This is a genomic window from Bacteroides mucinivorans (assembly GCF_034654355.2).
Lineage (GTDB): Bacteria > Bacteroidota > Bacteroidia > Bacteroidales > Bacteroidaceae > Bacteroides > Bacteroides nordii.
Map to the genome: position 1 here is coordinate 821,864 of NZ_CP178179.1, position 24,637 is coordinate 846,500.

Sequence of the window (24,637 nt, forward strand, 5' to 3'; positions counted from 1 at the left end):
ATGTATACTGGAAAATTCACTCGCAGCTGTCCTCTTTCGTTCACTTCAAAATGATCCCCTAAAAACTTTTAAGAGGAAAATTTAAACAGACTTTTTAATTAGGTAAGTTCCTTTAATTGAAACCTTTCCATCGGTATTATTCTATCTTTTGTATCGTTTTACCGTAGAGGAAAGTTTTTTTCTTTTTTCTCGTCCTCCGTTCATATTCTTCAATCCGATTCTGTCAAATATATCTTACCGGTTCAACTTAAGCCATTGTTATAAGAGATTCACATTGCTTGTGAATGAGATTTTCAAAGAAAAATCCCGTATTCTTTCTGTCTTTATAAAGAATATCCAACTTGTACAATGCTCTTATCCTTATCAGTATGCTTTTATATATGTAAGCAATAGCTTTAATATGAGAATAACTCAAAGATAAAGAAACCACAACACCCGGATGTTGTTATAGAAAACATCCGGGTGTTGTGCATTAAAACATCCGGGTGTTTTTGGTAACAACATCCGGATGTTATGAATATAAGAAAGGTGTATTATCACTTGTATGATCTTGGCATTTAACGTGTTATATATGTATATTCATAGATAGTATAATATACTACTTATCTGCTGTAATTTACAGAGTGTATTTCTAAGTTAAGTTTTGTACATATGAAACCGGGGCTTAGCTACTTTGAACTTCTGAATTATCGGAGACGGGAGGTTATACGATGCCATTTAAAATAGATTGTTAGAGAATAATGCAAAAAGAGTATGCATTATTATTGAAAGGGTGATGCCTGTTCTCATTGGGATTTGCCATGCGTGAATATGTATTTGCTAATTTATTGCCCCTGGTATACGTGCGCGCTTATATATTATAATGTGTCTTTGTTTTCCTTTGTTTTCCTTCCTTTCATTTTTATGTTTTACAACACCTTTGCTTATCAGCGTATTACGATAAAATTTCATTTTTATTCAAAAATAATTCCTGATATGTTTTGCGTATATTCTAAAAAGGTCTACTTTTGCATCCGCTTAGCAAGAGAGTCTAAGCCTTTTTAAGATTGACATATTGAAAGCGCGGATTACCGGATAACGAATAAACAAAAAAAACTTCTGAAAAGATTTGGTTTTAAAGTTTAAAAGTTCTTATCTTTGCAGTCCGATTCGCAAATGAAAAGGCGTTTTTTTCTTTGTAGGTTTTTTCTCCTTTCGCAAGAGAGCTGTTAGAGAATCCTCGGAAAAAAAACTAAAAAAACTTTCCAAAACATTTGGTAGTTATAAAAAAGTCCTTTACCTTTGCACCCGCTTTTGAAACGAAGCGATTTTAAAAAGAAGCGTTCTTTGAAAAATTGATAAACAATACAAGTAGTACAAGTCCAAAACATTAAAATGTTTTGATAAATTAGAACCGTCAATACTTATATATAGGTATTTGAAATAAGGTCAATAAATAACGGTATCCTGAACAGAGCAACGACTTTACTATTGCCTTTTGGCTATTTCAATCGTAAATTGTCAATTGTCTGATAGTAAATCAAAATAACTTTTACAATGAAGAGTTTGATCCTGGCTCAGGATGAACGCTAGCTACAGGCTTAACACATGCAAGTCGAGGGGCATCAGGATGTAGCAATACATTGCTGGCGACCGGCGCACGGGTGAGTAACACGTATCCAACCTGCCTTTTACTCGGGGATAGGCTTTCGAAAGAAAGATTAATACCCGATGGCATAATATTTCCGCATGGGATTATTATTAAAGAATTTCGGTAAAAGATGGGGATGCGTTCCATTAGGCAGTTGGCGGGGTAACGGCCCACCAAACCTTCGATGGATAGGGGTTCTGAGAGGAAGGTCCCCCACATTGGAACTGAGACACGGTCCAAACTCCTACGGGAGGCAGCAGTGAGGAATATTGGTCAATGGGCGAGAGCCTGAACCAGCCAAGTAGCGTGAAGGATGACTGCCCTATGGGTTGTAAACTTCTTTTATATGGGAATAAAGTGAGCCACGTGTGGCTTTTTGTATGTACCTTATGAATAAGGATCGGCTAACTCCGTGCCAGCAGCCGCGGTAATACGGAGGATCCGAGCGTTATCCGGATTTATTGGGTTTAAAGGGAGCGTAGGTGGACATGTAAGTCAGTTGTGAAAGTTTGCGGCTCAACCGTAAAATTGCAGTTGATACTGTGTGTCTTGAGTACAGTAGAGGTGGGCGGAATTCGTGGTGTAGCGGTGAAATGCTTAGATATCACGAAGAACTCCGATTGCGAAGGCAGCTCACTGGACTGTTAACTGACACTGAGGCTCGAAAGTGTGGGTATCAAACAGGATTAGATACCCTGGTAGTCCACACAGTAAACGATGAATACTCGCTGTTTGCGATATACAGCAAGCGGCCAAGCGAAAGCATTAAGTATTCCACCTGGGGAGTACGCCGGCAACGGTGAAACTCAAAGGAATTGACGGGGGCCCGCACAAGCGGAGGAACATGTGGTTTAATTCGATGATACGCGAGGAACCTTACCCGGGCTTAAATTGCATTTGAATAATTTGGAAACAGATTAGCCGCAAGGCAAATGTGAAGGTGCTGCATGGTTGTCGTCAGCTCGTGCCGTGAGGTGTCGGCTTAAGTGCCATAACGAGCGCAACCCTTATCTTTAGTTACTAACAGGTCATGCTGAGGACTCTAGAGAGACTGCCGTCGTAAGATGTGAGGAAGGTGGGGATGACGTCAAATCAGCACGGCCCTTACGTCCGGGGCTACACACGTGTTACAATGGGGGGTACAGAAGGCAGCTACACGGCGACGTGATGCTAATCCCAAAAGCCTCTCTCAGTTCGGATCGAAGTCTGCAACCCGACTTCGTGAAGCTGGATTCGCTAGTAATCGCGCATCAGCCACGGCGCGGTGAATACGTTCCCGGGCCTTGTACACACCGCCCGTCAAGCCATGGGAGCCGGGGGTACCTGAAGTACGTAACCGCAAGGAGCGTCCTAGGGTAAAACTGGTGACTGGGGCTAAGTCGTAACAAGGTAGCCGTACCGGAAGGTGCGGCTGGAACACCTCCTTTCTGGAGTGATGCCGTAATCATGACTTTATGGTTCTAATAGTACTACTGGTACTTGTTTATTTATAGAATATAGATCAACCATCTATAGAAGTATAGATAGAGATAAACAAGAGAAAACAGAAGCCGGGTCTAATAATAGGCTCAGTTTGAACTAGTCCTATAGCTCAGTTGGTTAGAGCGCTACACTGATAATGTAGAGGTCGGCAGTTCAACTCTGCCTGGGACTACTTCTCGAATTGAAAATGGAAAGTTGAAAGTTGAAAATGATAAATCGTCTTGATTTAGTTCTTCTCGCTTCTTTCTTCTCAATTCTTCGAAGGGGGATTAGCTCAGCTGGCTAGAGCATCTGCCTTGCACGCAGAGGGTCAACGGTTCGAATCCGTTATTCTCCACTCCGATCTTGATTAGTGGTTTGTAATTTCAATTGTAAATTGTAAATCGTCCAATCGTAAATGATCACACGATCTTTGACATGTTGTACATAAAAAAAGTAAATTTAGTAAAGAGCTAAAAGTATATATCGAACCGTACGCTGTTGTTTTGACAGTATAAGGCAAGAGAAAGAAAGTAAGAAAGGGCGCATGGCGGATGCCTTGGCTCTCGGAGGCGATGAAGGACGTGATAAGCTGCGATAAGCTACGGGTAGGTGCAAATGACCTTTGATCCGTGGATTTCCGAATGGGACAACCCAATTGGTTGAAGACCGATTATACTGCACTGCAGTAGGCTAACGCAGGGAACTGAAACATCTTAGTACCTGCAGGAAAAGAAAATAAAAAATGATTCCCCTAGTAGTGGCGAGCGAACGGGGAATAGCCCAAACCAATTATGTTACGGCATAATTGGGGTTGTAGGACCACGTTGTGGGACGAAAGTTGGTGAGTGGAATGATCTGGAAAGTTCAGTCATAGACGGTGATAACCCGGTACACGAAGCCATCTGAACCCTAGTGGTATCCTGAGTAGCGCGGAGCACGAGGAATTCTGCGTGAATCTGCCGGGACCATCCGGTAAGGCTAAATACTCCCGAGAGACCGATAGCGAACCAGTACTGTGAAGGAAAGGTGAAAAGCACTTCGAATAGAAGAGTGAAATAGTCCCTGAAACCGTGCGCCTACAAGCGGTCGGAGCAGCTTTAGCTGTGACGGCGTGCCTTTTGCATAATGAACCTACGAGTTACTTTTTCCGGCAAGGTTAAGCGTCTCAAGACGTGCAGCCGAAGCGAAAGCGAGTCTGAATAGGGCGCCATAGTCGGAAGGAGTAGACGCGAAACCAAGTGATCTACCCTTGGGCAGGTTGAAGGTTAGGTAACACTAACTGGAGGACCGAACCGATAAGCGTTGAAAAGCTTCCGGATGACCTGAGGGTGGGGGTGAAAGGCTAATCAAACTTGGAGATAGCTCGTACTCCCCGAAATGCATTTAGGTGCAGCCTTGTGAGTTACTAATGTGAGGTAGAGCGACTGATAAGATGCGAGGGCTTCACCGCCTATCAAGTCTTGATAAACTCCGAATGCGCATTAGTTCTATCACAGGAGTGAGGGCATGGGTGCTAAGGTCCATGTCCGAGAGGAGAAGAATCCAGACCATCAGCTAAGGTCCCCAAATAAACACTAAGTTGAACTAACGAAGTCAGATTGCTAAGACAGCTAGGATGTTGGCTTGGAAGCAGCCATTCATTTAAAGAGTGCGTAACAGCTCACTAGTCGAGGAGTTTGGCGTGGATAATAATCGGGCATTAAGTGTTTTACCGAAGCTATGGGATCAGTAATGATCGGTAGGGGAGCATTCCACTCTGCGTTGAAGGTGTACCGTCAGGTATGCTGGAGCGTGTGGAAAAGCAAATGTAGGTATAAGTAACGATAAAGGGGGTGAGAAACCCCCTCGCCGAAAGACTAAGGTTTCCTGATCAACGCTAATCGGATCAGGGTTAGTCGGGTCCTAAGGCTCAGCCGAACGGTGATGCCGATGGCAGAACAGGTTAATATTCCTGTACTACCTTTAAGAGTGACGTGGAGACGGAGGCGTGACAGCGCCGCGAACTGACGGAATAGTTCGTTGAAGGGTGTAGATGTTGATTGTGGCAGGCAAATCCACCGCAAGAGTCGAACCTGATAGTATGGAGCGTTCTTCTGAACAATCCAATAGTGCGTGTAAACATACTCCCAAGAAAATCCGCTAAACTTAATCTTAAAGGTACCCGTACCGTAAACGGACACACGTAGTCGGGTTGAATATACTAAGGCGCTTGAGTGAATCACGGTTAAGGAACTAGGCAAATTGACCCTGTAACTTCGGGATAAAGGGTCCCCGTCAGTGATGGCGGGGCGCAGAGAATAGGTCCAGGCAACTGTTTAACAAAAACACAGGGCTGTGCAAAATTGAAAGATCACGTATACAGCCTGACACCTGCCCGGTGCTGGAAGGTTAAGAGGAGATGTCATCGCAAGAGAAGCATTGAATTGAAGCCCCAGTAAACGGCGGCCGTAACTATAACGGTCCTAAGGTAGCGAAATTCCTTGTCGGGTAAGTTCCGACCTGCACGAATGGTGTAATGATCTGGACACTGTCTCAACCGTGAGCTCAGTGAAATTGTAGTATCGGTGAAGATGCCGATTACCCGCGATGGGACGAAAAGACCCCGTGAACCTTTACTATAGCTTAACATTGAATTTGGGTAATTGATGTGTAGGATAGGCCGGAGACTTTGAAGCAGGCACGCCAGTGTTTGTGGAGTCGCTGTTGAAATACGGCCCTTTGATTATTTGAGTTCTAACTCGCTAATGCGAGGACACTGTTTGGTGGGTAGTTTGACTGGGGTGGTCGCCTCCAAAAGTGTAACGGAGGCTTCTAAAGGTGCCCTCACGCCGATTGGTAACCGGCGGCAGAGTGTAATGGCATAAGGGCGCTTGACTGGGAGACTTACAAGTCGATCAGGTAGGAAACTAGAGCATAGTGATCCGGTGTTTCCGTATGGAAGGGACATCGCTCAAAGGATAAAAGGTACTCCGGGGATAACAGGCTGATCCCTCCCAAGAGCTCATATCGACGGAGGGGTTTGGCACCTCGATGTCGGCTCGTCACATCCTGGGGCTGGAGAAGGTCCCAAGGGTTGGGCTGTTCGCCCATTAAAGTGGCACGCGAGCTGGGTTCAGAACGTCGTGAGACAGTTCGGTCTCTATCTATCGTGGGCGTATGAAATTTGCGTGGCTCTGACACTAGTACGAGAGGACCGTGTTGGACTGACCGCTGGTTTACCAGTTGTGCCGCCAGGTGCATTGCTGGGTATCTAAGTCGGGATTGGATAAGTGCTGAAAGCATCTAAGTACGAAGCCAGCCACAAGATTAGATTTCTTAGGGTCGTCAAAGACGATGACGTTGATAGGAGGCAGGTGTAAAGGTAGTAATATCATAGCCGAGCCTTACTAATTGCCCGTTGACTTTTTTTTTCTTGCCTGTCTGTATGGTTTATATATACGTTTAGTTCGTTTAGTACTGAATTACTTTTTGTACACATGTCTACCTTCTTTAGGTGACTATAGCATCAGGGTTCCACCTCTTCCCATTCCGAACAGAGAAGTTAAGCCTGATCACGCCGATGGTACTGCGTAACAGTGGGAGAGTAGGTAGTCGCCGTTTTTTGAATCCCCTTGTATCTTACGACCGATTGAGTGGTTGTGGTGGATGCAGGGGGATTTTTTTTTGTTTTACCAGAGAGTTTTAATCTTTATTGGAACGCGTATTAGCGCAGATTTTCGCAAAAATGCGAATGTAAATCGCTGTGTGTCATCTGTGTCCCCTGTGAAACTCTGTGCCACTCTGTGGTGAACCAAAGTAAACACCGCCTGGAGAAAACTACCCGTGCGGGAAGCACAGGAAAAAGTGGTTGATAGATAAAAGGGAATAATTGTCTTTTAATATGTATTAATTGGTGTCTATCTGCATTTTATTGAATAATGACATCCAATATAATTTAATTATCAGTTAAATCGGATTAAGGCGGTTTCTGGCATTTACGTTCTACTTGTTATATTATAAAGGAAAGCACTGAAAACAATCTACAAAATTTCTGAAAATCAATAAGTAATATTATATAAAACTCTATAGTGAAACGCTATTAACTATTATATTGTATCCTTCCTAAATGAACTATTTTTAGAAGGAAACTTGATGTATAATCAATCTCTTTTTTGTGTAGGGCATATATTCATTTAAAAGAAAGATTCTTTTAGTTAAAACAAAATGGAACTGAAGTATGTTATTATTGTAGAGTTGAAATTCTTGATAATTAAAAGATGTAAATTATAGGCTTTATATCTGATTAGTTATTATTTTTGCGGCATATTTCAATTCATGATTTGAAACCTTTTTATAAAGTGTACGATGAAAACGTCTGTTAAATATCTACTAATGTTTATTCTGCTGCTGCTATCATTTAGTATGCGGGGGAATGCATTGAATATAGACGATTCTTCTGCTACTACCTGCCAGGTTTCGGAATCTGCTAAAAATGCCGCTTCTTTAGATAGTGAAGATGTTGCTTTTTATAACAGGTTACATGCATTATCAGTTTCGGATGTAGAGTTGGGTTTTAAACCAATCTCCGAGTCACACACTCCCTCCCATAATCAGCGTATGCGTCGCAGCATGGAAATCTTCGATTCTTTGAAGGATATTATGCATAAGCTGTGTCTAAGAGAGAATTTATTAGTACTTGACAAAAGTAAATCCTACCATTCTGATAAGGATCCTTATTACGCTCAATCTAGCAGCGAATACTACATCTTCGCGCTAAGACGTATCCTTATTTAATTCCTTTTTATTTATTCTGCACGTTTGCTATGCGGCTTAGAATGCTATTCTTTGCCGTAGGGCCCGGGTGCGTTGCGCTCAATTGTACCTCTGAATTTTAAATTCAATCAAATTAATAAATTCTTTAAAACAAAAAACTGATTATGGAAACTACTCAAAAAAAATCCTCGTTTAAAGGTATCAAATCTGCCGGATGGGTTATTGTATGCTGTTTTATACTGGCTATCTGCATCTATGAATTCTTGCTCGGAAACCCTGGAAACTTTGTGAACAACGACCCCAACAATCATCCATTGCCTGGAAACTTCTTAGGAACAATTTACAAAGGTGGTATTATCGTACCGGTTATTCAGACTTTATTGCTGACTGTTCTTGCTCTTAGTGTAGAACGTTATTTTGCACTTCGTTCGGCTTTCGGTAAAGGAACTTTGGTGAAATTTGTAGAAAACATTAAAGGAGCACTTTCTGCTGGTGATTTGCAAAAGGCACAGGAAATCTGTGACAAACAACGTGGCTCTGTAGCTAACGTAGTTACTGCTACTCTGAAAAAGTATGATGAAATGGAAAAAGACAATACATTGTCTAAAGACCAGAAGTTGTTGGCTATTCAGAAAGAATTGGAAGAAGCTACTGCTCTCGAATTGCCTATGATGGAACAAAACCTTCCGATTATCGGTACTATTACTACCTTAGGTACTTTGATGGGACTACTTGGTACAGTTATCGGTATGATCCGTTCATTTGCTGCTTTGGCTGCCGGTGGTAGTGCTGACTCTATGGCTTTGTCACAAGGTATTTCTGAGGCTTTGATCAATACAGCTTTTGGTATTCTTACTGGTGCATTGGCTGTTATTTCTTACAACTACTACACTAATAAGATTGATAAACTGACTTATAGCCTTGACGAAGTCGGATTCTCTATTGTGCAGACATTTGCTGCAACTCATAAATAAGCGTGCGAACCCTTTAAAAAATAAAAATCATGGGTAGAGCAAAAATTAAAAAGAAAAGTACGTTCATCGATATGACGGCGATGAGTGACGTTACTGTGTTGCTGCTTACCTTTTTTATGTTGACATCTACATTCGTAAAAAAGGAACCGGTACAAGTAACAACTCCAGCCTCAGTTTCCGAAATTAAAATTCCGGAAAGCAATATCCTTTCGATATTGGTCGATCCGGACGGAAAGATATTTATGAGTCTGGACAAACAATCGGATATGAGAGAAGTCCTGGAAAATATGGGAAAGGAATATGGAGTTACATTCACACCGGAGCAGGAACAGAAGTTTGCTATCTCTTCTACCTTTGGTGTACCAATGAAAAGCATGAAAACTTTCCTGGATTTACCAACGGATCAACAAGATGCTGTATTGAAGAATGAAGGAATTCCTTGTGATAGTATCGATAATCAGTTTAAGGCATGGGTGCGTAATGCACGTGCTGTGAATTCAGATTTGCGTATTGCTATTAAGGCAGACCAGAATACTCCATATGCTGTGATTAAGAATGTTATGAACTCGCTTCAGGATCTCAGAGAAAACAGATACAATCTGATAACCTCTCTGAAAACTACTTCTGAAAACTAAAAACGAATAAAACTATGAGTGCTGAAGTACAAGAAAGCGGTAAAAAGAAAAAAGGCAGCAAACAGAAAAAGATGACCGTACGCGTAGACTTTACGCCGATGGTAGATATGAACATGTTGCTGATTACGTTCTTTATGCTTTGTACCTCTCTGAGCAAACCTCAGACGATGGAGATAAGCATGCCGAGCAATGATAAAAATATCACAGAAGAACAACAGAGCAAAGTGAAGGCTTCACAAGCTATTACATTGTTGTTGGGAAGTGATAATAAATTATACTATTATGAAGGTGAGCCTAACTATAAGGACTATACATCGTTGAAAGAGACGAGTTATAAGCCGGATGGATTGAGGGCCATACTTCTGAAAAAGAATGCGGCTGCTGTGCGTAAAGTGAATGAACTGAAACAACAGAAGCTTGAACTAAAGATATCAGAGGACGAATTTACAAAGCAACTTTCTGAGATAAAAGGTGGAAAGGATACTCCGACAGTGATTATTAAAGCTACGGATGATGCTTCGTATATGAATCTGATTGACGCTCTCGATGAAATGCAAATTTGCAATATTGGTAAGTATGTGATAACGAACATTGCCGAAGCAGACGAATTCCTGATTAAGAATTACGACTCTAAAGGTGAGCTCTCACAAAATATTGCCGAATAATTAAGTAACACCTAAAAAGAAAAAGAACAATGGCAAAAATAGATTTGACCTCTTCAGCATGGTGTGATCTGATATTCAATGGCAAGAACAAGGCATATGGTGCCTATAAGATGCGTGAAGATTCACCCAAAAGACACAATATAGCGATGTTGTTTGTAGTAGTAGTTGCATTGATCGGATTTAGTATCCCGGCACTTATCAAACTTGCTACGCCTAAACAAAAAGAGGTAATGACTGAAGTTACTACCCTGTCACAACTGGAAGAACCGGAAGTGAAACAGGATGAAATGAAGAGAGTGGAACCGGTAGCTCCTCCGCCTCCTGCCTTAAAAAGCTCTATCAAATTTACAGCACCCGTTATCAAGAAAGATGAAGAGGTACACGAAGATGATGAAATCAAGAGTCAACAGGAATTGACGGAAACGAAAGTTGCTATCTCCATTGCCGATGTAAAGGGCAACGATGAAGCAAATGGTAAAGATATTGCTGACTTGAAGCAGGTGGTAACACAGGCTGAGCCAGAACCCGAAAAAATCTTTGATATGGTAGAACAGATGCCTACATTCCCCGGAGGAAATGCGGAGTTGATGTCTTTCCTTGCAAAGAATATTAAATATCCTACCATTGCACAGGAGAATGGAACACAAGGACGTGTAATTGTACAGTTTGTTGTGGAGAAAGATGGTTCTATTGCAGATGCACGCGTGGCACGTGGAGTAGACCCTTATCTGGACAAAGAAGCACTTCGTGTGATAAAATCCATGCCTCATTGGATTCCCGGAAAGCAAAATGGTAAACCGGTGAGGGTGAAATACACTGTTCCGGTTATGTTTAAATTACAATAATGTGATGATGAAGAGACAATTCTGGTTAATTAGTTTTTGTGTTCTGGCTGCATTGACTTCATGTAACCGAAAACCTAAAGACGGATTTACAGATACATATACGTCAGGTGTTATCTCTATTGCTGCAGATGAAAGTTTTCAGCCTATTGTGCAAGAAGAGATAGATGTGTTTGAGGGAATATATCCTTTGGCCGGAATTGTCCCTCGTTATACTACTGAGGTTGATGCTGTCAATCTTCTTCTGAAAGACAGTGTGCGTCTGGCGATAACCACCCGTACATTGACCAAAGAAGAGATGAACTCATTTCATAGCCGTAAGTTTTTCCCTCGGGAGATTAAACTGGCTACGGATGGACTGGCTCTGATTGTAAATCGTCAAAATCGGGATTCGCTGATTAGTGTACGGGATATTCGTCGGATACTAACCGGTGAGGTAACAAGTTGGAAGGATATTTATCCGGATTCACGTTTGAAAGATATCAGTGTGGTATTTGATAATCCTAATTCAAGTACAGTGCGTTTCGCAACTGATTCTATTTGTGGTGGAAAATCGCTTTCTACAACGAATGTCAAAGCTTTGCGAACCAATCAGCAAGTTATCAATTATGTGGCTCAAACACCGGATGCTATTGGAGTAATTGGTGTGAACTGGCTGGGTAACCGAAGCGATACAACTAATCTTTCTTTCCGTGATGAAGTTAGGGTGATGTCTGTCAGTGCTGAGGATATAGCTACCCCGGAAAATAGTTACAAGCCTTATCAGGCCTATTTATATTATGGAGACTATCCATTGGCACGGCCGATTTATATTTTATTGAACGATCCTCGTAGTACTTTGCCCTGGGGATTTGCTTCATTTTTGACTTCTGACAGGGGGCAGCGGATTATATTAAAGTCCGGATTAGTTCCGGCCACTCAACCAGTACGTATAGTGAGTGTAAAAGACGAATAATAACTAAAATTGATTACAATGAAACGATTTCAATTATTTTTAGCAGGGGCATTTATAGCAACCGGTTCTCTTTTTGCGCAATCGGGAGATGCCGAATGGCAAGCTGGATTTGCCAAAATGAAAACTCTTATTCAGACCGATCTGAACCAGGCTTCGGAACAGGCTGATCAATTATTGAAAGGAAAAAATAAAAAGAATCCGGAATTAGTGATAACTGTAGCACATGCATTTCTGGATGCCGGAAAACTACCTGAAGCAGAAGAATATCTGACTTTGGCAAAGAAAATAGATAGAAAATCTGCTGATGTTTCTGTTCTGGAGGGAGACATTGCTTTTGCCCGGAAAGATGCCGGTACCGCTTGCCAGATGTATGAACAAGCTATCTATTTTAATCCGAAGAGTGAACAGGCCTATTTAAAACTGGCCGATATATACAAAGGAGCTAATCCACAACAGGCTATTGAGAAACTGGAACAGCTGAAAGCGGTTGATCCTTCAAGTGTACAGGCTGACAAAAAGCTGGCTGAAGTATACTATATGAACAATCGCTTTGATAAGGCTGCAGAAGCATATGCCCGTTTTATAGATACTCCTGAAGCTACGGAGAATGATTTAGTGAAGTATGCATTTGCTCTTTTCCTGAATCATAAATTTGATAAGTCTTTGGAGATAGCCAATAAGGGATTGCAGCGGAATGCCCGTCATGCTGCTTTTAATCGCTTGGCGATGTATAACTATACGGATATGAAACGTTATGACGAAGCTAAGAAAGCAGCCGATGCCTTCTTTGGTGCTTCTGATAATGCTGATTATTCTTATTTGGACTATATGTATTACGGACATTTGCTCAATGCTATAAAAATGTATGATGAAGCTGTCATACAATATCAGAAAGCTATCGAACTGGATGCAACGAAAACTGATTTATGGCGTGAAATTTCTAACGCTTATGAGCAGAAGAACGATTATACGAAGGCTATTGATGCCTATCAAAAGTACTATAAGTCACTATCTGCTGATAAACAGACTTCTGACTTACAGTTCCAGATAGGAAAACTTTATTACGGAAAAGGTACGCAAAGTGATACCTTGACCGTTAGTCTTGATGAACGCAAGGCTGCCCTTGTTTCAGCTGATTCTGTTTTTGCAGTGATAGCTCAGGCTGCTCCGGATAGTTATTTGGGTAACTTTTGGCGTGCACGTGCTAATTCTGCGTTGGACCCGGAAACAACGCAAGGTCTGGCTAAACCTTATTATGAAGAGGTGGCTACATTGCTGGAAAGCAAAAATGACCCGCATTACAATTCCGCGCTTATCGAGTGTTACAGTTATCTGGGATACTATTATTTGGTAGCTAATAAGCTGCCTGAATCCAAAGATTACTGGAACAAAATTTTGGCTATAGACCCCGCTAATGCTACCGCAAAAAGGGCATTGGATGGCATCAAATAGTAATAATTTTAGTTGTTTGTCGTGTGGGAGGAGTGGAGAGTGATCTTAGCTCCTCTCTTTTTTTGTTTTAACTTTGATGAACTTATAAATCTGGTATATATTTTTTGTAAATGTATATATAATTTCTGACTTAACCTCTCGGGCTAAGAAGATAATTGGTTACTATACAGAGATGTAATGAAGAATTGTTTTATAGTATATTCTACTATAAAATTCTGGTAAAAAGACACAAAAGAATTATGGATAAATAAAAACACTTGTATAGTTGCTTGATTTTCCATTTAGTTTTTATAGTTTTGTGTGATTGAACTTTGGAAACATTATATTTGAACTGTAATATAATATGCAAATAACTGATGAGAGTAGTGCGGTAAAATGGCAAGAATTCTTGCAGGGAGATGAGAATGCGTACTCATGGCTTTATAAAACGTATATACAATTATTATATAGTTATGGCCTGCATTTTACAATGGATGGTGAACTCATTAAAGATTGTATCCAAGAGGTTTTTACAAAGATATATAAAAACAGAAAAACACTTTTACTGCCCGATAATGTAAGGCTTTATTTACTTATTGCATTAAAAAATTGTTTGTTAAATGCGTTAAATAAACAATACAGATATACTGATCTGGAATCTATTCCTTTTATCTTGAGTGAAACGGTAGAAGATGAATTTTTATCTACTGAAGCCAGTAAATTACAAAAAGAAGAAGTAGAAAACATTCTTTCTATTTTAACTCCGAGACAGAGAGAAATTATGTATTATCGTTTTGTTGAGGAGATGGATTTTGATCAGATTTGTAAGATCATGGATTTAAATTATAATTCTGCGCACAATCTGATTCAACGCGCATTGAAAAAGGTAAGAGATAATTATGATTCTATATTATTCTATCTATTCATCTTAAGTTATTTCTCCAAGAATCCAGGGCTCTGATTTATTTATTTCTTGACTTGAGCTGGTTGGCTAAATAAAAGGTATATAGTGTTATTCCTTGCTTATGGTCTCTACTTCCTTATTTAAAACAATCTATTTACGATTAGACGATTTACGATGTACGATTGGGATTACTCTGTCTCTAATAGCACTGAAACAGGCTTTTAAAGGGTAACTTCAATCGTACATCGTAAATCGTCTAATCGTAAATAGATTCATATCCGTATAAAATTGAATATAATCATACCTCATACTCATCCCTTCCCTCTTTTTTTATGTTATTGTGAAGCTGTATTTTTAAGTGCGAACAAATTTTTTCATATTTTTTTTCTAAAAAGTGAGTAATTAATGAGTTTACGTTTGTCCCTATAGTATAAATAAGTCAAAATGGATAAAAATTACAATACATATAAGGCTGACCAACTTTTGGATGATGACTACTTTTTAATGTCAGAACAACATCCTACGCCAGAAACCAGGAAATTTTGGAAAGCGCAACAAAAACGTTTCCCGGAATTGACTCATGAGATAGAATTGGCACGAAAAGTAATGAGTGCTTTCAAAAAAGAAACTACTGAAGTTCTTTCGGAAGAGGATGTAGATATACTTTGGAACCGCATACAGAAAGTAAACAGACAACAGGATAAGAGAAAGACGTTCTCTATGATTGCCAGATGGTCTGTAGCAGCTTGTTTTGCTATTGTAATAGCAGGAGGATGGCTGGTGGTTAAGCATCATACAGAATCGGATAAATTTATGTCCGTTGTTGCCGCTTTACCGCAACCGGATAAGACTGCTACTGATGTACAGCTGATATTGTCAGAAGATAAAGAGATTGTTATCGATACGAAAAAATCTCATATTTTGTATGATAAAGATGGGCAGATACGTGTCGAGACAGAAAAATCGACAGAGGTAATGGAGGATAATGATGATGTGAGTTATAATCAGCTGGTAGTTCCACTTGGAAAAAGTTCGTCTATTACTTTCACTGACGGAACTAAAATTTGGGTCAATGCCGGAACGAGGGTTGTATACCCTGCTGTTTTTGCACAGCGACAGCGTGAGATTTATGTAGAGGGAGAAGCCTATTTGGAAGTTGAACCGGATAAAACAAGACCTTTTATAGTTAAAACGGGTGGTATGCAAGTCAGAGTTTTAGGAACTAAATTTAATGTAAATGCTTATGCTGACGACGTTGTAAAAGAAGTGGCGCTTGTGAGTGGTAAAGTGGAAGTTCTGACTGATAAAAAAGAGGGAGTACTACTTAAACCGAATCAATTGCTTTCTTACAATAATGATCAAATAAAGGTGAAAAATGTTGATGCTACACGGTATACGTCGTGGAAAGATGGACTCTATCAGTATTATCATGAATATCTAAATAAGGTTTTCAAGAATTTATCCAGATACTATGGTAGAGAGATAATATGCGGAGAAGGAGTAGCCGCTCTTACTTGCTCCGGAAAACTGGATCTGAAAAATGAGCTTTCTGACGTGCTTGATGTCTTAAAAAGGGCGGCACCGATTGAGGTGTACGAAACAGATGAGAAGATATATATTAATGTTAAACCCTAAAAAACAAATGGATAGAATGAAAGACGACTCGTAAAACATGATCACAAAAAAAAGCCAGATAATATGGCGAATTATCCGGCCCTGTTTTTTTAACTAAATTTACACACACACAAATGTGTTAACTTAAAATCATTCAAATGTATGAAAAATATAGATACGTTTGACCTTTCTAAGGTCGAACAGGTACGATTTTTACAAATATTGAAGGTTTCAATACTCTTTTTAATACTTAGTTGGAACCCGGTTTTCGCTTCTACTTTCCCGGCTCAGACGCTTATTACTATCGAAGCAAAAAGTAAAGCTGTCAAAGAAATCTTTAACGACATAGAAAAACAGAGTGAATTTATTGTTTTCTTCTTAGATCAAAACATAGATGTTGATAGAAAGGTTAGTCTCTCAGCAAAGAAGCAAACGGTTAATAAGATTCTGGATCAGATGTTTAAAGGGACAGATGTTTCTTATTCTATTGTGGGAAGGCAAATTGTAATCTCTAAAGTTGCCAATAAAACATCTACAGCTCAACAGAGTAAAAAGTGGACATTAAAAGGATTGCTGACTGATGCCGATGGTAATCCGATTGTAGGAGCTTCTGTAATGCTGAAGGGTACTTCGACCGGAGTTTTATCTGATGTAAATGGTTATTATGCTATTGAAGTAGAAAACGGACAGACATTGGAATATCGGTTTATCGGATTTGATACGGAAGAGAAAGTCGTGAAGGCTGGTATGAATGGTAATCTACGCATGCGGGAGTCCAGTGTAAATCTGGATGATGTGGTTGTGATAGGCTATGGTCAGCAAAAAAAAGAGAGTGTGGTTGCCTCTATTAATTCCATAGGTCCGGCTGAACTTTCTATGCCACAACGCAATCTTAGAAATAATATTGCGGGTCAGGTAGCTGGTATTATAGCTATCCAGCGGAGTGGAGAACCCGGTAATGATAGTGCCGAATTCTGGATCCGCGGTCAAAGTTCGTATGCAGGAGGTACTTCTCCATTGGTTCTGGTAGATGGAGTTCCCCGTTCGATGGATGATATCGATGTGGATGAAATAGAAACATTTTCAGTATTAAAGGATGCGGCTGCTACGGCCGTGTACGGTTCGGAAGGAGCCAATGGTGTCGTATTGATAACATCTAAACGAGGAAAAGCACAAAAAACAAATATTAGTTTCAGGGCACAATACAGTGTGGTTACACCTACAAGAATGCCTGAATTATTGCCTTCGTATGACTACCTGTCACTCTATAATGAAGGGCAATGGAATGAGGCCGGTAATCCGGATTGGGATAAATTCAACAGGACTTACTCGGATGAGATATTAGAGAAATATCGCACAGGAGCAGATCCTGACTTGTATCCCAATGTGAATTGGATGGATCTGCTGTCTAACAACACACACAATCAACGCTATACATTGAATTTCAGAGGTGGATCTGAAAAAGCTAAGTTTTTTATATCAGGAGCTTACTACAATGAAACCGGTATATTCAAATCCAATCCGATTGAAAAATATGATGCCAATATTGGCCTTGATCGCTATAATTTGCGTACCAATGTGGATATGGATATTACATCGACTACCAAAATATCGGTAGATCTTAGCGGGCAGTATAAGACAAAAAATAATCCGGGAAACACTTCGGATGCTATTTTTGATATGATTACTCAGTTCCCGACGCATTACATTCCGATGTATTATTCTGACGGTAGTATTTCAGAACACTATACATTTGACCCGAGTACCCGTTCTAATCCGTATAACATGCTGAACCATTACGGATATACCAAGAGTTGGAGTATGAATGTCCAGTCTAAAGTCACTTTAGATCAAAAGCTGGATATAATAACAAAAGGACTGTCCTGGAAAGGAAGTGTCAGTTTTGATGCATCGGCTTATTCTATTATTAAGCGTGAGAAATCTCCGAATTCATATTATGCAACCGGACGCGACGAAGAAGGGAATCTGATAAAGACAGAGATTAAGCAAGGTAGTGCATTGGGCAATCCGGCCTATTCAAGTTCAGGTGGTGAGAAGAAAATCTATATTGAAACTTCTTTGAATTATAAAAGACTTTTTAAAGAAAAACATGATGTTTCAGGTATTTTGCTGTATATGCAGAAAGAAAGTCAGAATCAAAATGTTTCGGGTATACAGTTACTTCCGTACAGAAAGCAGAGTGTGGTAGCCAGAGCTGCTTATGGTTATGACAATCGTTATATGCTGGAAGGTAGCTTCGGTGCAACCGGTAGTGAAAACTTTGCATCAGGACACCGTTGGGGAATTTTTCCGGCAGTTGGTGCGGCATGGTATGTTAGCCATGAAAAGTTTATGGAACCTTTGGAAAATATCTTAAGCAAACTAAAGCTGAGAGCTTCCTTCGGTATTACCGGTAATGATGAGATTGGTTCGAGTTCTCGTTTTCCTTATAGAGAATCACTTTCAACAGGAGGTACCGGATACAATATGGGACTTACACCGGGTGTGAATGGTGGTGTAACCGGAGGTAGCGGTGCCGGAATCATTGAACAGGATTTTGCGACTCCTAATCTGACTTGGGAACGTGAACGCAAAATAAATATTGGTGCCGATCTGGGATTTTTCAAAGGTAGTGTTGACTTGATTGTGGACTGGTTTGCCAATCGTCGTAATAATATTCTGCTACGTCGTAAAACAATTCCTTCGGTTGCCGGATTTCGTAATAGTCCCTGGCAGAATTTTGGAGTTACCACCAATAAAGGTATTGATGCAAGTTTAGTCTTTAAACAGCAGATTGGGAAGGTCTTTATGTCAGTGAGAGGAAATCTTACTTATGCTAAAAACAAAGTAGAAGAGTATGATGAAGTGCCTCAGGTTTATCAGTATCAGGCTTATACAGGGCAGTCTATCGGACAGCCGTTGGTATACGTAGCCGAAGGTTTATATACTCCCGATGATTTTGATATTGTAGAAAATGCAAATGGAAGTAAGACTTATACATTAAAAGATGGTATGCCCAATCCGGGTACTCAGGTTGCTCCGGGTGATATCAAATATAAAGATTTGAATGGAGATAAGAAAATCGATTCTTTGGATAAGACGTATGAAAATGGTTTGTATCCTGAAGATCCCAGATTGGTTTATGGATTCGGATTGAATCTGGAGTGGAAAGGCTTCTTCGCCGGAGTGTTCTTCCAGGGGGTAGGGCAAACTTCTGTTAACCTTTTGGCTTCGGCCGGTAACTTTATGCCGTTCCATAATGGAGTAGATGCTTCTTCTGCCCGTATGGAGGCTTTGAACCGTTGGCAGAATGATGATCCTTACAATCAGAATGTTTTATTCCCACGCGTACATGCTACTAAATTTGATAATAATACTTACGGGAGTACATGGTGGTATCGTAACGGTAGCTTTTTGCGATTGAAAAATGTAGAGTTTGGCTATCAGTTCAATAAGCAGATGTTGCGTAAAATCAGTATGCAGAATCTGAGAATTTATGTTCAGGGAACTAATCTGGCAGTTTGGGACAATATAAAATACTGGGATCCTGAACTGGGTGGTTCTAATTCCGGATCAAAATATCCGATATGCGGAACATGGACAATGGGACTTGAAGTTACATTTTAAAAATTGAATATTATGAAAAAAGTTAAGAAATTCGTATATACTGCACTTATTGCCAGTGGAATGCTGGGAAACTTTGTGTCATGTGATTATTTGGATGTATCCAAAGAATTGGCTGAGAATCTGACATTGGATCAGGTTTTCGATAATCCTGGTTATACAAAACGTTGGCAGGCTAATATCTATAACTGTATCCCTGATTATTCAGAAATGGGAAAGGGAGCTACTACTGGTTTTACAGGTATCTGGAGTTTGATGTCGGGGCAGGTTGTAGCGAATACAACAGCTGTCGGAACTCAGATGATTACGGGTTTTAACTCATCAAATGCTTCGTTCCACCGTTGGGCGACGCTATATAGATATATACGGCAAGGATTTATCTTTCTGGATAATGCCAAAGACCATATGGGATCGGAGCAGGATGCATCATATATCAGTGAAAAGGATATGAATCGCTTGAAAGCGGAAACTAAATTCCTGATCGCATACAGCTATTTCTCTCTTTTTGAACTCTATGGTCCTGTTCCTTTGATTTCGGAAACAGAAGATCCTGAAAATAAATCAATAGATTATCCGAGAGCTTCTGTGGATGAAATTGTAAATTACATTGATAATCTGCTGAAAGAGGTAATTGACTCTAATGCATTGCCCGAAACATTATTTAAAGGAGATCCTTCCGCGGGCTTCGACTATGACCATAATAACGATAGATATAATTTGAAGGAAATAATCCGTCCGACCAAAGTTACCGCATTGGCATTACGTGCTAAATTATGGGTTTATGCAGCTTCTCCTCTTTTTAATGGAGGATACAAGGAAGCATTGCAGGTGACTAATAAAGACGGTAAACGTCTGTTCCCGGATGAAGATCGGTCAAAATGGAATACTGCAAAGTCACGTTTGGAGGATTTGTTCACATTTGCTGAAGGTAAAGGACACAAATTGTATTATGCTAAACCCGGAAGCAATGGTCTGCCCGATCCTAATCTGTCAGTATATGAACTGTTCCAATATTATAATGATGAAATTCTTTGGGCTAACGGTAATAATAGCTATCGAATTGTAGGAAACGATATGGAACGGCGTACTTGCCCGCGTGGAGCAAATGGTTTTTGTAATATCGGTCTGTATCAGGAAGGAGTGGATGCGTTTTTTACTAAAAATGGTTTGACTATCAATGAAGATCCTGAATATAAAGAAGATGGTTTTGCTGATTTGGTAAATAGATGTAGTTCAACTTCGCATAAAGATAAGCATATCTTCAAGATGTATCACAACCGTGAACCTCGTTTCTATAATACGGTCACTTATGAAGGAAGAAGCTGGCATTTGCCTATTTCCGGAAAAGCTGAATATGGTTCATATTTCAGTAAGGGAGGTGATTCGGATAACAGTTCACAGGATCATCCGAAAGCGGGATACTTACTCTATAAGTTTAAAAATCGTTTGTTGTTGGATACCGGCGATAATGTAAAGACATGGGCCCGTCCCTGGATCTTATTCCGCCTGGCCGATTTCTATCTTTATTATGCAGAAGTTTGTAATGAGATCAATCCTTCCGATCCTAAGGTAATAGAATATCTGGATAAAATCAGAGATAGAGCTGGTATACCCGGATATCAGGAACTCAAAGAAAATGGAATTAAAGATATTGTTGGAGATTATGAGGCTCAGAAACTTGCTATCCGTCGCGAACGTATGGTAGAACTTTTTGCCGAAGGGAATCACTACTTTGATACGCATCGTTGGATGAGTTGCCTGGATGATAATGGAGAAGATCAGCCACATATTCGTACAGGAATGGATCTGAACTCACCTGCTGCCAAATTTAATTCCAGTAAAATACCAACTACATTCTATGATGCAATAGGTGAAGGATCCTACTACAATAGAGTTGTTGTGGAAAAACGTGTGTGGAATAAGGAGATGCTGTTGTATCCGGTACCTTATAATGAAATACAAAAGAGTAAATTGCTTGTACAAAACCCATTGTGGAACTAAAAAATGATATTATAAAATGAAGAAATATATAGTTGTTATCCTATCGTTACTGAGCTTTTTGAATGTTTCTGTTTTTGCAGCCGGTGATGTGCCTTATACTAAAGCTGAGATTAAATCATTGATGAAAAAAGTGGCAGACTGGCAGTTGGCTCATCAGAAAGAGGTGAAACATCATCCTATGGACTGGACAAACGCTACTTTATATATCGGGATGGTGAAATGGGCAGAACTGGCTGATAAGGTTGATAAAGATGAAACATACTACAAATGGCTGGTAGATATTGGTAACAGGTATTCATGGAAAGCCAATAAACGGATGTATCATGCGGACGATTTGGCTGTTTGCCAGATGTTCATAGATGTCTATAAAAGATACAAGGACAAGTCGATGTTGCAGCCTACCATTGAACGTATTGATTGGATACTTGAACGTCCTTCTAAAGGCTCTTTGATAATAGACTATTCCAATCAGACTACTTTGGAACGTTGGAGTTGGTGTGATGCTTTGTTTATGGCTCCTCCTATCTTCACCCGGTTATATAAAGAGACGGGTAATAAGAAATACCTGGAATTTGTAGATAAGGAATATAAAGCTTCTACTATTTTCTTGTATGATTTGGAAGAGAGAATGTTCTTCCGTGACAGTCGTTATTTCTATCAGCGTGAAGCAAATGGCAAGAAAGTTTTTTGGGGACGAGGAAACGGTTGGGTACTTGGAGGACTGACCGAAATGTTACAAGATCTGCCTAAAAAGAATAGTTATCGTACATTTTATGAAGATCTCTTTGTTGAGATGTGCAACCGTATGGTAGAAATTCAGCAGCCGGACGGATTATGGCATGCCAGTTTGTTGGATCCGGAGACTTATGCTGTACCTGAAACCAGTTGTTCCAGTTTCATTATATATGCGTTGGCATATGGTATCAATGAAGGGTTGTTAGACAAGGCTACTTATTTGCCTGCATTGTTGAAAGCCTGGAAAGCTACATTGGGGACAATTGATAATGAAGGTAAACTGGGATATGTACAGCCGATTGGGGCCGACCCGAAGAAAGTAACAAAAGATATGACTGAAGTATATGGCGTTGGTGCTTTCCTGATGGCGGGAACTGAATTATACAAAATGGCTAAGTAATTTATCGGTTATTAGGGTTGCTTTGAAATGGGCATTGTCTGTTTGGGGCAACCCTTTAATACTTAGAATATTATGAAAAAACAAATAACTCTTATCAGATTTACTGTTTTATTATTCTCAAACCGGCTTTTTGCATCGGAAACCTGGGATATTTTAGATAAATCAATGGTTTCCTGGAAAATGAACGGAGGGGGATAATAAAATATGATCATTCCTCCAGCAAAGAGCTACTATTGAGATTTTTGCTATTACAGGTTTGTATATCGGATATATAGATATATAAAAGCAGATGGCAGGATACTAAAAACGTTTCAAGATCATTTTAAAGTAACAGAAATTAATAATGAATAAAAGCATGAGAAAATTTTTAATTGTAATCTTACTTTTTGCAATCGGATTTCCTTCCTATGCCCAAAATGAAAAAACATTCCGGCAGTGGGGTGAAGAGTCTCTGAAGGTGATCGATCTTTATTTGAAGTCGAATAGAGGGACCTTCCTGTACGCTGAAAAATCAACGAGTCCGGCAGCTGCATTTGTATGGCCTACTGGTATTCAGCTTAAGGCGTTGATTTATGCCGACCGGATGGATGATGCTAAAAAATTGCTTGATAATGTGAATAAGTATTATTACGTAGCCTATAATGGTTATTATGCTTATGATGCCAGTTATAATGGTAAAGGTGGAAGCCGCTATTATGATGACAACGCATGGATGGTTAAGGACTTGTTGGATATGTATGCTGTTACAAAGAATGAAGATTATCTGACAAGAGCTAAAACGGTTTTAAAATTCTGTATGAGTGGTGAATTACCTACAGGAGGCATTCTGTTCAATGAAAATCCGAATCATGAAAAAGCAGGAAAATGGTCGGTTTGTGCAACGGCTCCGACTATTGTTTGCTGTCTGCGGCTTTATCAGATTACAAATCTACAGAAATACTTGAATGATGCTCTGCGGCTGTATCAATTTTTGAAAAATGATGCGGGTTGGGGCATTGGAGCCGGATACCGGGGATATGAAAATGCCGTTGTTATGCAGGCTTCCATGCTTTTGTATACCATAACAAAAGAGGAACAATATCTGGAAGATGCTTATCGGTTGGCTTACGGTATGGAATCTCACTACATTGACTGGGCCACACATCGTTTGAATGAAACCGGACAATGGGGAGCTCACGATATGGCAGATGCTTATGTAGAACTTTATAAGATAGATCATAATCCAAGATGGCTTAACCTTGTTGCAGGTTATGCAATCTATTTGCATGATAATTGTAAAGACGAACTCGGGTTTTATCCGGAATACTGGAATGATCTGACTCCTTCGCAGGAAAGCAGGCAACAGCTATTATATCAGTCTTCGGCAGCATCTACCTTCCTCAAATTAGCATCTGTATCTTTTGAGGCAGAACCAGTTACTACGCCTGTTGCTATATTCCAGAATGTGAATTATAATCAGGGAAAACTCAATAACCAGTACAGTGTAGGATTGGAGGTTGGGGAATATACGCAAGATGATTTATGGCGTTTAGGGTTGACCGATAATAAGATGAATTTTAAAGCTCGGATCTCTTCCATTGAGATAGCTGATGGCTATAAAGTGACTATCTATAAAGAAGGAGATTTTACGGGCGACTCTCGATTGCTGTATAAGTCTTCACCTGATTTACAAGGTTGGAGCAATGTGAAGTCTTTAGTGGTTGCTCGTGTCAATGATACAGGCATTCATTCTAATAATTCGTCTTCGTCATTAAAGGTACATCCGCAACAAACTTCAGATTTTGTCTGTATAGAGAATCTTTCGGAAGATACGTGTATTAAAGTTCTGGATATGAATGGGAACACCATTTTTCGGACCAATGTATCGGACGAACAGTATGTGTTGAATATGACCCCATTTTCTCAAGGGATGTATCTGGTAGTGATAAGTTCACAAGGTCAGAGTCAATCGGTAAAAGTTTTGAAATATTAGTTGAGTTAATCTTACATATTATGAACATTAAAAATTAAA

At 39.9% G+C, this 24,637-nt stretch carries 14 protein-coding genes, 2 tRNA genes and 3 rRNA genes; all 19 read left to right on the plus strand.

Annotated elements, in window-relative coordinates:
- The first annotated feature begins 1,533 nt into the window (after positions 1-1,533).
- Positions 1,534-3,057, plus strand: a 16S ribosomal RNA gene (locus tag VCM39_RS02830).
- Between the two features lie 153 nt (positions 3,058-3,210).
- Positions 3,211-3,284: transfer RNA gene (locus tag VCM39_RS02835), tRNA-Ile, on the plus strand.
- Positions 3,285-3,375: 91 nt separating this feature from the next.
- Positions 3,376-3,449 (plus strand) — tRNA-Ala (locus VCM39_RS02840).
- 169 nt (positions 3,450-3,618) lie between these two features.
- Positions 3,619-6,504 (plus strand): 23S ribosomal RNA (locus VCM39_RS02845).
- A 79-nt stretch (positions 6,505-6,583) separates the two neighbouring features.
- A 5S ribosomal RNA gene (rrf, locus tag VCM39_RS02850) occupies positions 6,584-6,694 on the plus strand.
- Together the 16S, 23S and 5S rRNA genes with 2 tRNA genes alongside form the textbook arrangement of a ribosomal RNA operon.
- Before the next feature lie 744 nt (positions 6,695-7,438).
- Positions 7,439-7,867, plus strand: a complete 429-nt coding sequence (locus VCM39_RS02855; RefSeq protein ID WP_221650911.1) for a hypothetical protein — start codon at positions 7,439-7,441, stop codon at positions 7,865-7,867.
- Positions 7,868-8,010: 143 nt separating this feature from the next.
- Positions 8,011-8,820 carry a MotA/TolQ/ExbB proton channel family protein gene (locus VCM39_RS02860; RefSeq protein WP_002562772.1) on the plus strand — a complete coding sequence of 270 codons (810 nt, stop codon included), beginning with the start codon at positions 8,011-8,013 and terminating at the stop codon, positions 8,818-8,820.
- Between the two features lie 29 nt (positions 8,821-8,849).
- Positions 8,850-9,455: an ExbD/TolR family protein gene (locus VCM39_RS02865; protein ID WP_007487701.1), complete on the plus strand. Its 606-nt coding sequence runs from the start codon at positions 8,850-8,852 to the stop codon at positions 9,453-9,455.
- 14 nt (positions 9,456-9,469) lie between these two features.
- The gene (locus tag VCM39_RS02870; RefSeq protein ID WP_221650912.1) at positions 9,470-10,120 is read left to right on the plus strand and encodes an ExbD/TolR family protein; all 651 of its coding nucleotides are present in this window, start codon (positions 9,470-9,472) and stop codon (positions 10,118-10,120) included.
- A 29-nt stretch (positions 10,121-10,149) separates the two neighbouring features.
- Complete coding sequence (locus VCM39_RS02875) at positions 10,150-10,965, plus strand: energy transducer TonB (RefSeq protein ID WP_221650913.1); 816 nt, start codon at positions 10,150-10,152, stop codon at positions 10,963-10,965.
- 4 nt (positions 10,966-10,969) lie between these two features.
- Positions 10,970-11,917: a substrate-binding domain-containing protein gene (locus tag VCM39_RS02880; protein WP_322934078.1), complete on the plus strand. Its 948-nt coding sequence runs from the start codon at positions 10,970-10,972 to the stop codon at positions 11,915-11,917.
- 18 nt (positions 11,918-11,935) lie between these two features.
- A complete protein-coding gene (locus VCM39_RS02885) occupies positions 11,936-13,369 on the plus strand; it encodes a tetratricopeptide repeat protein (protein WP_322934079.1) in 1,434 nt (477 codons plus the stop codon).
- 343 nt (positions 13,370-13,712) lie between these two features.
- On the plus strand, positions 13,713-14,309 hold the full coding sequence (locus VCM39_RS02890) for an RNA polymerase sigma factor (RefSeq protein ID WP_221650916.1): 597 nt from the start codon (positions 13,713-13,715) through the stop codon (positions 14,307-14,309).
- 387 nt (positions 14,310-14,696) lie between these two features.
- Complete coding sequence (locus tag VCM39_RS02895; protein WP_221650917.1) at positions 14,697-15,887, plus strand: FecR family protein; 1,191 nt, start codon at positions 14,697-14,699, stop codon at positions 15,885-15,887.
- A 141-nt stretch (positions 15,888-16,028) separates the two neighbouring features.
- Complete coding sequence (locus tag VCM39_RS02900) at positions 16,029-19,493, plus strand: TonB-dependent receptor (protein ID WP_322934080.1); 3,465 nt, start codon at positions 16,029-16,031, stop codon at positions 19,491-19,493.
- Between the two features lie 12 nt (positions 19,494-19,505).
- The gene (locus tag VCM39_RS02905; RefSeq protein WP_322934081.1) at positions 19,506-21,491 is read left to right on the plus strand and encodes a RagB/SusD family nutrient uptake outer membrane protein; all 1,986 of its coding nucleotides are present in this window, start codon (positions 19,506-19,508) and stop codon (positions 21,489-21,491) included.
- A 16-nt stretch (positions 21,492-21,507) separates the two neighbouring features.
- On the plus strand, positions 21,508-22,626 hold the full coding sequence (locus tag VCM39_RS02910) for a glycoside hydrolase family 88 protein (RefSeq protein WP_322934082.1): 1,119 nt from the start codon (positions 21,508-21,510) through the stop codon (positions 22,624-22,626).
- A 72-nt stretch (positions 22,627-22,698) separates the two neighbouring features.
- On the plus strand, positions 22,699-22,824 hold the full coding sequence (locus VCM39_RS02915) for a hypothetical protein (protein WP_322934083.1): 126 nt from the start codon (positions 22,699-22,701) through the stop codon (positions 22,822-22,824).
- 157 nt (positions 22,825-22,981) lie between these two features.
- Positions 22,982-24,598, plus strand: a complete 1,617-nt coding sequence (locus VCM39_RS02920) for a glycoside hydrolase family 76 protein (RefSeq protein WP_322934084.1) — start codon at positions 22,982-22,984, stop codon at positions 24,596-24,598.
- The last annotated feature ends 39 nt before the right edge of the window (positions 24,599-24,637 follow it).

Coding starts and splice junctions, on each gene's coding strand:
- VCM39_RS02885 (WP_322934079.1), top strand. CDS start 11,936: ATGAAACGATTTCAATTATTTTTAGCAGGGGCATTTATAGCAACCGGT.
- VCM39_RS02910 (WP_322934082.1), top strand. CDS start 21,508: ATGAAGAAATATATAGTTGTTATCCTATCGTTACTGAGCTTTTTGAAT.
- VCM39_RS02875 (WP_221650913.1), top strand. CDS start 10,150: ATGGCAAAAATAGATTTGACCTCTTCAGCATGGTGTGATCTGATATTC.
- VCM39_RS02855 (WP_221650911.1), top strand. CDS start 7,439: ATGAAAACGTCTGTTAAATATCTACTAATGTTTATTCTGCTGCTGCTA.
- VCM39_RS02900 (WP_322934080.1), top strand. CDS start 16,029: ATGAAAAATATAGATACGTTTGACCTTTCTAAGGTCGAACAGGTACGA.
- VCM39_RS02865 (WP_007487701.1), top strand. CDS start 8,850: ATGGGTAGAGCAAAAATTAAAAAGAAAAGTACGTTCATCGATATGACG.
- VCM39_RS02895 (WP_221650917.1), top strand. CDS start 14,697: ATGGATAAAAATTACAATACATATAAGGCTGACCAACTTTTGGATGAT.
- VCM39_RS02920 (WP_322934084.1), top strand. CDS start 22,982: ATGAGAAAATTTTTAATTGTAATCTTACTTTTTGCAATCGGATTTCCT.
- VCM39_RS02905 (WP_322934081.1), top strand. CDS start 19,506: ATGAAAAAAGTTAAGAAATTCGTATATACTGCACTTATTGCCAGTGGA.
- VCM39_RS02880 (WP_322934078.1), top strand. CDS start 10,970: ATGATGAAGAGACAATTCTGGTTAATTAGTTTTTGTGTTCTGGCTGCA.
- VCM39_RS02915 (WP_322934083.1), top strand. CDS start 22,699: ATGAAAAAACAAATAACTCTTATCAGATTTACTGTTTTATTATTCTCA.
- VCM39_RS02870 (WP_221650912.1), top strand. CDS start 9,470: ATGAGTGCTGAAGTACAAGAAAGCGGTAAAAAGAAAAAAGGCAGCAAA.
- VCM39_RS02890 (WP_221650916.1), top strand. CDS start 13,713: ATGCAAATAACTGATGAGAGTAGTGCGGTAAAATGGCAAGAATTCTTG.
- VCM39_RS02860 (WP_002562772.1), top strand. CDS start 8,011: ATGGAAACTACTCAAAAAAAATCCTCGTTTAAAGGTATCAAATCTGCC.